Source organism: Methylobacterium longum (assembly GCF_022179385.1).
In the GTDB taxonomy this organism is placed as follows: Bacteria; Pseudomonadota; Alphaproteobacteria; order Rhizobiales; family Beijerinckiaceae; genus Methylobacterium; species Methylobacterium longum.
This window is the reverse complement of the sequence record NZ_BPQS01000091.1, coordinates 1-8,235: the sequence shown is the minus strand read 5'-3', so window position 1 is coordinate 8,235 and position 8,235 is coordinate 1. Positions and strand designations below refer to the sequence as shown.

Annotated in this window: 6 protein-coding genes and 3 pseudogenes; 2 read left to right on the top strand and 7 right to left on the bottom strand. The window is 53.0% G+C overall.

What is annotated here, in order from left to right; genetic code table 11:
* Positions 1–188: 188 nt before the first annotated feature.
* The 5 genes and pseudogenes from MFF58_RS30820 to MFF58_RS30800 form a co-directional block, all read right to left on the bottom strand.
* A pseudogene (locus MFF58_RS30820) lies at positions 189–368 on the bottom strand (IS66 family transposase); the annotation flags it as partial.
* A gap of 84 nt (positions 369–452) precedes the next feature.
* Positions 453–1,214, bottom strand: a complete 762-nt coding sequence (locus MFF58_RS30815) for an HAD family hydrolase (RefSeq protein ID WP_238294018.1) — start codon at positions 1,212–1,214, stop codon at positions 453–455.
* A complete protein-coding gene (locus tag MFF58_RS30810) occupies positions 1,211–3,220 on the bottom strand; it encodes a hypothetical protein (RefSeq protein WP_238294016.1) in 2,010 nt (669 codons plus the stop codon). The genes MFF58_RS30815 and MFF58_RS30810 overlap by 4 nt, the downstream gene beginning before the upstream one ends.
* The gene (locus MFF58_RS30805; protein ID WP_238294014.1) at positions 3,217–3,849 is read right to left on the bottom strand and encodes a PI-PLC domain-containing protein; all 633 of its coding nucleotides are present in this window, start codon (positions 3,847–3,849) and stop codon (positions 3,217–3,219) included. The genes MFF58_RS30810 and MFF58_RS30805 overlap by 4 nt, the downstream gene beginning before the upstream one ends.
* Before the next feature lie 207 nt (positions 3,850–4,056).
* A pseudogene (locus tag MFF58_RS30800) lies at positions 4,057–5,003 on the bottom strand (DDE-type integrase/transposase/recombinase).
* A 214-nt stretch (positions 5,004–5,217) separates the two neighbouring features.
* Between MFF58_RS30800 and MFF58_RS32420 the strand changes: the two are divergent.
* Together MFF58_RS32420 and MFF58_RS32695 are read left to right on the top strand one after the other, a co-directional pair.
* A complete protein-coding gene (locus MFF58_RS32420) occupies positions 5,218–5,340 on the top strand; it encodes a hypothetical protein (RefSeq protein ID WP_283206490.1) in 123 nt (40 codons plus the stop codon).
* A 585-nt stretch (positions 5,341–5,925) separates the two neighbouring features.
* The gene (locus MFF58_RS32695) at positions 5,926–6,522 is read left to right on the top strand and encodes an IS630 family transposase (protein WP_373323418.1); all 597 of its coding nucleotides are present in this window, start codon (positions 5,926–5,928) and stop codon (positions 6,520–6,522) included.
* Between the two features lie 64 nt (positions 6,523–6,586).
* Here the strand turns inward: MFF58_RS32695 and MFF58_RS30790 are convergent, their stop codons facing one another.
* Positions 6,587–7,651, bottom strand: a complete 1,065-nt coding sequence (locus MFF58_RS30790; protein WP_238294012.1) for a glycosyltransferase family 2 protein — start codon at positions 7,649–7,651, stop codon at positions 6,587–6,589.
* A gap of 473 nt (positions 7,652–8,124) precedes the next feature.
* Positions 8,125–8,235: pseudogene (locus tag MFF58_RS32415) on the bottom strand (sugar transferase); the annotation flags it as partial.

Below are 8,235 nucleotides of genomic sequence, written 5' to 3'. Positions count from 1 at the left end.
CTCCTCATCCGACCACGTCCGGCGCCGACCGGCCCCGGTGAACAGCTCCAAGCGCCGGATCGGCTCCGACATAGCCATACGCCCTGACATCGACATGTGACGGAGCTCCCATTCCGCTCCGTATGCCGCCTTCACGCCGTCTGCCGGAAGGTGCCGCCCAGACAGCGCTTACCCTTGGCCAGAGTCTCGCCTACAAAACCACTGAGACGCGCGATCGGTCGACCAGCCGTGCGATCCGGGGCGTAGTCGTAGGCGACGACGGGCGGATCAGTCCCACTCCAGCGCTGGACGTCGCGCATACAGCAAAGCTGGTCGTTCTTGGTGCGACCGTAGCCCGGATTGAGCACAGGTGCCGCGGTCTCGTCGGCATCGTAGCGCGTTCTTACTTACGAACGCACACTTCAAAACAAGTCGCACCAATAAATGGTATCTAACAATTTGCAACACGACTTTTAAACAGTCTCACCATCGACTGCTACTGTTCGACTAAACAATCCGCGTAATTCAGAGAAATTTCGAAAAACTGCGTCAGCTTCCTGAGCTGACCGAGCGGCGACAATATTGCCATGCACCTTCTGAATTCCTATCGCTCCAACTGCATCGCGGCTTCCCTTCATATCACACCTCAAGCTATCACCAATCATCCAAATTGGACCTTCATCAACGCCTAATTTACGAAGGGCAAGCTCGAATATCCTACGGTCAGGCTTGTCAGAACCGATCTCTTCCGACGAAACTAAACAGTCTATATACTTCACCAGACCTAAAGTAACCATTTTTCGCATCTGACACTGAGCGAGCTGGTCAGTAACTATGGCCATCGGGATGTTAGCCATTCGAACATCGTCAAGAAAATCGGCGGCCCCCTCGAAGAGCTGAGCTTTATCTAAGTAGGAGCGCCAGAATGCTTGATCCAATTGCAGAGAGAAGAGCGGTTGACTCGCATAACCGGCCAACTCTAGCGTTCGCTGAAAATATAATAGCCGGCTGTGTGAAGCCGCTCCGGCCCCAAGAGCAAACTTGATCTCCAACCTTGCTTCCCCAAACCATTTTATAAATTCCTTCGCTCTAAGCTTAAGTTGTTTTTCTGCAAACCGGGCAGCCGTATCCATCCCACTTTCATTACAAATATCATAGTCATATAGCGTGTTGTCTAGATCTAACAGGATACATCGAGGGGTAGCTCTGAGTTTATCTGGAGAGAACTTAATCATGATTTGCCCAATCGTTCCAGCCTGACCCGATCAATCTGTGTAAGGACTATTAATTGCATAACTCCGCGCAGACCAGGACGCCAAATCGGAGAACCTTGCAAAAAGTCGGTCAGCTCCGGAGCAAGATTGGCGGCCGCGACTCCGATATCTTCAGCAGACGGCTCGCCCTCTACAACCAACTCACAATCCCCGGAACCGTTATAATTTTGCAAAGCAAAAATATCACAGTACGCTATAAGACATTGAGTAAGCTCACCAACCGACACGCCAGAACGTATATTGGCTATGAGCCTGAGAGCTGGCTCGCTTGCTTCGTAGCCGCGAATTAAAAAGCCCTTAACTCGAGGCTCAAGTTTAAGTATAATATCAGCCTTTTGTATCTGCGGCTCTATGTACAATGCGCGATCTTCAGCTCTACGATCCATAGACGCCAAAATTGCTTCTACCGAGTGGCCGCGCACGGAGGTATCACGACGAACCTTAAGAAAGCGCCTTAAATCTTCATCGATATCTAAAAAAAATTTAAGATCATAGATTTGATTTAGGGACGGAGACCAGAGAGCATGAAGGCCAGAAGCGACAACAAATTCGCTTGGATTTACTCGGAATGGCTTCGTCATCTGTCCCTTACTGTGATCATAATGAGGCGCCAATATGTAACGTCTATCGACTAATTTCGCTACGTCCGACTCATAACGAGCAAGATCGTTAGCTCTGGGATCTAAATGTGTCAAAGCTCGCCACATCGGACGGTGTCGGTCCCACAAGTGGTAGTCGTCGCCGCTAACATGCGCAACAGCTGACGATCCGACCAGGTCAGTTATCAAAGAAGCGAGTGTATCCTTTCCAGCTCCACTGTCGCCCCCTATGCCAACAACAATGGGTCTTCGTGTAGCTTGAAAGAAATAAGATCTACTAATAGAGCGTCGCGCTACTTGTATAAATAGTGCAGTTGACGAAACTAAAACTGTCGTGATGGCGACCGAAGCCGTAACTCTAGGAGTTACGGATACTAGATCAATAAAATTCAGAGCCGCTAGAATTTGTAGTATGGTGACGGAAAATGAAAATACGACATACAAGACCATGCCGCTGCGCAAAGATTTCCCTGCATGTGCGGCCAGGAAAGGAGCCGCCAAAACTGCCAAAGATAAAGACCATGGCAACAAAACGAGGAATCCTGTCATGGCCAATGTACCAAGACCGAGAAGCAAGTCAAAATTCAACCTCTGTATTCGCCACGCCGCGAACAATAAAAGAAAGCAAAATATTGGAAACAGAAGAATCTCATATTGCGTAGACGTCTTGATAGACATGCTGAGGGGTCCGGCAACAGTCAGCCCTTGATAGAGGAGAATACGCAGGGCAGGCTGTACTGCGATTGCAGCACTAGCAGCCAAGCTTGTTATGCAACAGATGATCATAATTTGGTTCGTCAAATGACGACGTCTACCACGTCCGTAGAAATACAAGCCAAATATAGGTATAAGTAAAACATTAAGTGGCATTGCGGCCGCGGCTAAGCCAAAAAATATCGCGGCTTTCTTGTATTCCTGCGATTTTGCAAAGTAAAATCCAGCGGCTGGCAACACTGGATACAGGTAATCTAAGCCCCCGTTTCGATATAGACACCATAGCATGATAGGCGAAAACCAATAAGCCGACAAGGTTGCCGTCCGGTTTTCGACCGGTACTATTCGAAGAAGGATATAATAAATTAACGAGTCGCACAGGAGCGCATTTGCCAGCACAAGGACGCGCGCCGGCACTTCTCCCAAGATGAAGCTGCCGATTGATACCAACGGCGCGAAGAAAACTGCTCCTGGAGCGTAATTCGATGACTCTGTTTCGATGGGCCGCAGAATCTGGCCTAATTGAAAGTCGAAAATCGGCTCATTTAGCCATTTTAAGCCAAGATAATTACCACTGAAGTATAATGCTAAGGAGCATACTATAGCCTTAATTAGTAACCCGATTGAAAAAATGGCAAGTTGATTCTTTGTCATTTGGCCCATAGATCCCATCTTTTCGTGCATACTGCATCAATAAGACTCAGAGATTTATCTAGATGGGTACGTAGATATGGTATGCTTTCGTCTGCTGGCCAGCCTTGAAGCTCAGGCGACACAAGGCAAAGCTTGAATCCGGCCTTTTTAATCTGCAATAAATCTGGTTCATTGAACGGGAAATCAGGAACGCCGACGATGTTTTGTTCATTTTGCAGCACAACTGGCTTAAAATAATCGACCCATACCCAATCGATCAAACCAGCTAAATTCAACGCTGTAGCGGTGGACTCAAATTGCGATACCCGAACGGCACATCGTCTCTCACCGCGCCTCGCACATTTTATTATGAAAGGAAAGGATTGGTCTAGGAAGAAAAACTTTTTCACACCACGCGCTGTCAATATCGTTTCGATGCGTTCTTCCAGGCCCTCCTCTTTGACGTTAATAATTAATGTACCGTGTTGGAAGCTACTAATCCAAATCTCGAATTTTTCGCCTTTAGCGAATGGATCGTGCTGAACTATAAGTTCATCTCCTTCACTGCGAACGTCGACTTCTACTCCAAACTTAGTGGGAGTGGCAGTCAATTGACCCGTTGAATTTCTACGATGTGCGATTATTTCCATCGATTCTGAACCGAGTAACGATAAAGGCCTAATGACGCTACATGAAATTCGGCCGGTCACGCAAGGGCTGACGTACACAAGAAACTAGGATCCGTCATCGCTGGAACCTTCTGATGCAGCATGCGTCTTCTGCCTCCGACCTGAAGACGCACGATGCTGAGCGATCCATAGTGATCTATTCTTAAGCAGCCGGTTGAGGCTTGCCGGCTAGCTGTGCGGATGCGAGATCTCCTTGGCATCCGAGACGATCCGAAGGGCACGCTTGATGAGATTGGGACTGGGCGGCTTGTAGGTGGGATTGGCGAGTGCGGTATCGGCTTCAAGCCGCTGGCGCAGCACCATCTCCGGCGAGAGCCAGTTGAGCACGCGCTGCCGGCGGACGTTGTAGGCCACGTTGAAGCCGCGCAGCACGATCTCCAGGCCGGTGTGGCTGTTGAGTATAATCCCTAACACCTCCCGCTGGACGCGGCCGTTGAAGCGCTCGACCATTCCGTTTGTTTTGGGCCTGTAGTGTCGTGTTTTGTGATGCTGCATACCCTGCCGCTCGCAGGCGGCCTAGAAAGCATCGGCCGTGAAGCAGGAGACGCGGTCGGTGAGCACGTGGGTGACCTTGAACGGAAAGGCGCCGAGGGCGTCCGTGAGGAAGGCCACCGCCGAGGCGGTGGTCTCGTCGTCCTTGACGGCGAGATGCACGTAGCGGGAGGCCCAGTCGATGGCGACGTACAGGTAGCGTTTACGCGTGACGTGGTCGCGGTCTTGCAACTTGGACAAGTGCTTCACGTCGACGTGGATGAAGCCGTTTTCGTAGTCCTTGAAGCTGCCATGCGCCTTGCCGGCCTTCTTGGCCGGCGGCAACCGGTTGAGGCCCTGGCCTTGAGGATGCGGTAGACCGCGTCGCAGTTAAGGTGTGGCAGGAAGTGGCTGACCACGAAGGTCAGCGCGTCGAGAGGAAAGTCGGTGGAGTGGCGGAGCGCGCAGACGATGGCGCGCTCCTCATCGCTGGCGCGCCGCGCGAGCTGGTGGGGGCGCGCCGAGCGGTCCTGGCAAGCGTCGGGGCCGTGTTTGCGCCACTTGCGGATGGTCTCGGTGGACACACTGTAGCGCTTGGCCAGCACGCCGGAGCTCCCGTGCGAGAGGGCGACCTCGGCGCGCACGGCCGGGGTCGTGTGGGCCTAGGGATGGATGGCGAGCATCAGCGCTCCCTCCTGGCAGACTGGCGGCGCACACCGTCGAACCGCCACGCATAAGCTTTGATCGCCCAATGCGCCGCATTCCAATGACGTTACGAAACCAGACAGTTGACATCCGGACTCAGAACGGTCGCGCAGACGGCTCGGTCGTGATGCATGGCTCCTACGGGAGGAGCGGATGGACCAGCTCTGGCTGAAGGGCGAGCAGTTTGCTGGGACCACGTCGCACCTGCCCACCGATACGCTGGGTAAGAAATGCTTAAACGAACGACGGGTGATCAGTCGCATCGTCCGCCTCTGAGGTCTGGCGGACGCTGGGGGACGCGCGCCTGGACATCTACGAGCTATTAAGGACGCTCTACAAACGTCTCGTGCGTTGGCGTCGGTGGGCGTTGACTGCTCCCTGATTGTGAGCATCGAAACTTCCTTGGACGGTAACCTAGAGCTGCGCCCGATCGATTTGCACGTAGTGTGGGGCGAGGCATTGACGGGCTGAGGCGGCTTCGATGCCGTCAGCCCTGTCGATCGAGCTACGTGAGCGCGTCGTCGCCGCGATGGCGGAGGGCGCTTCCTGCCACGACGCGGCCTCCCGCTTCGGGGTGTACGAGTCGAGCGCCAGCCGCTGAGCGGGGCGCTTACGGCTGGAGGGCCGTGTCGCGCCACGGTCACGCGGCGGCGATCAACGCTCGCGAGCCATCGAGGCGCACGCCCATCTGATCCGGGCCACCTACGAAGCCCAGCGCACGATCCGCCTACACGAACTGTGCGCGGTCCTGGCCGAGCAGGGCGTGACGACCAGCATGAGCGGGCTGTCGCGCTTCTTCGCCCGCCACCGCATCACCCGCAAAAGGGGGCGCTCCACGCGGCCGAGCAGGAGCGGGCAGACGTGAAGGCCGCACGGGAGGACTGGTTCGCGCGCCAGGACACCCTCGACGCCGACCGTCTGGTGTTCATCGATGAGACCGCTGCCGCGACGAACATGGCCCGTGGCTACGTATGGGCGCCGAGTGGACAGCGCTGCCGGATCGCCGTGCCGCAGGGGCATTACAAGACGACCACTGTCACCGCCGCGTTGCGTGGCGACGGCCTGTGCGCAGTCAATCTGGCCGACGGCGCCACTAACGGCAGCCGCTTCCGAGCCTACGTCACCGACACCCTGGCCCCGGTGCTGCGGCACGGCGATACGGTCATCCTCGACAACCTTGGGGCTCACAAGGTCGCTGAGGTACGTGAGGCGATCGAGGGGCGGGCGCGCAACTCCTCTACCTCCCGCCCTAACTCACCCGACTTCAACCCGATCGAGCAGATCTTCGCTAAGCTCAAGCGCCTGCTCCTGACCAGGGCAGCCCGCACCCTGCCCGACTTGTGTGCTGCCATCCGGCAGGCGCTTGCCCGCTTCACAGCGCACGAGTGCCGCAACTGCCTCGCCGCCGCCGGATACGCAGACGACGTGGCCATTGCTACAAATTCGGGCCCGGCTTAAGCGGTCATCCCAATTGAATCACAGCTACGCAGCAACCTTTTACCAAAGCTAATCTAAAAGGCAATCAGATAACTAGGTCATTGCATTGAGCGGTGCTATGTCCGAATTGAATCGATTTAGGATTTTTTGGAAGCGGCATCTTTGCAGCACACGTTGTCAGGTGGCTTATAAACCCCCCGGCCCAACAAACATGCATGATTGCCGCCGCAAATCCCATACGCAGCAAATTGGTGTCTCGTTCTTTTACTGCGGCAACCAAAGACCAAACGGTATAAATAGCAGCATATATAAGGAATAATACAGCAAACCACCACGAAATAAGGGCAAGCGCCAAGCTAAAAACAGAGCTTATGGTGATAAAAATCGGAGCAAACTGTCGCAACTTAGGTTTACTTTTGTGCAGAATCATATTCTGAGCGCGACCGTAACCAAAATTCCAGTATTGTTTGGCAAGACCGCGAACTGTGTCTCTTGGATAATAGTTAATCATAGCAGAAGAGCTAAGCCAAATCCTCCCGCCGGCCCTAGTTAGACGGCAGTCAAATTCTGCATCTTCGTTATGCGAAAAATCGAGTGCGTAACCGCCGAGGGCTTTGAAGACATCGGCACGAAATGCTGCATGATGCCCGTGATCGACGAAGCGTGAAGAACCACGCTGACGATGTGCTGAGCCGCCATTTCCCAGCACACTGTTTTGCGCAAACGCGACAGCACGTTGAAACGGTGTACGACCTACCGTGTTCATCGGAACGACAACACTATCTGCCTCCTGTGCCAACAAATCAGAGACACAATTCGTAACAAAATCAACAGCATAATCTGAATGCGCATCAACTCGTACGAGAATTTCAAAATCTTGCTCGACTTGCGACGCCAAGTTCAGCGCAGCGGATTGTGTCCGTCCAGGATTGGAACGAACAAAGATGTTCTTTCTTAGCTTCGCAAATTCCGAAGCAATTTCGACAGTATTGTCTGTGCTTCCGCCATCGTAGACAGTTATCTTTATATTTCCCTCGTAGTCCTGCTCAGATATTGAGCGCAAGCATTGATTGATATATCTAGATTCATTTAATGTTGGTATAACGATTAATATGTTTGGAACTTTGGTCAATACTTCCGATCTAACCATAATCTTACCTCCACCAATCTGCTGTACTAGTTAAGAACTGCGCAAGTCGGTCCGTGCCCGATGCCAATCATTATACTAAAAACCGATGGAATCGCCCAGGGTCTTCAATATTTTACTTTGGTTATCACACGAACGGCCAGCAAATTAGTTAAACTCCGGACGACGAGCCTCGATTTCACTAGTGCAGAGACTGCGTACTGAGTCATTATGTCAGGAATGGAGCAGCACGGCAATTAGAGCCTTAAAATTACGTTAATTAGCTCCGTCAAGTGTGCCGACCTATCGCCTACGGCTGATGAAAATAGACTAGCGCGTATCCTGAATAATACCGACTGAATTTCAGCTATAAATTATCCTATCTAAATTGAACGTAAGCGGAGCACTCAGAGATATCCCGCTTGTTCCGCAGATAAAGTAAGAACGTGATGTACAATACAGTTTGTTGACTGCATGGAGCTTCGGTATTAATCAGCTCAGCGGCTTCCGCGCTGGGCGAGGACGGCGGGGATGGTGCGCAGGAGGATGGCGAGATCCCGGCGCAGGCTCCAGCGGGTGGCGTAGTCGAGGTCGAGGGCGACGCGCTC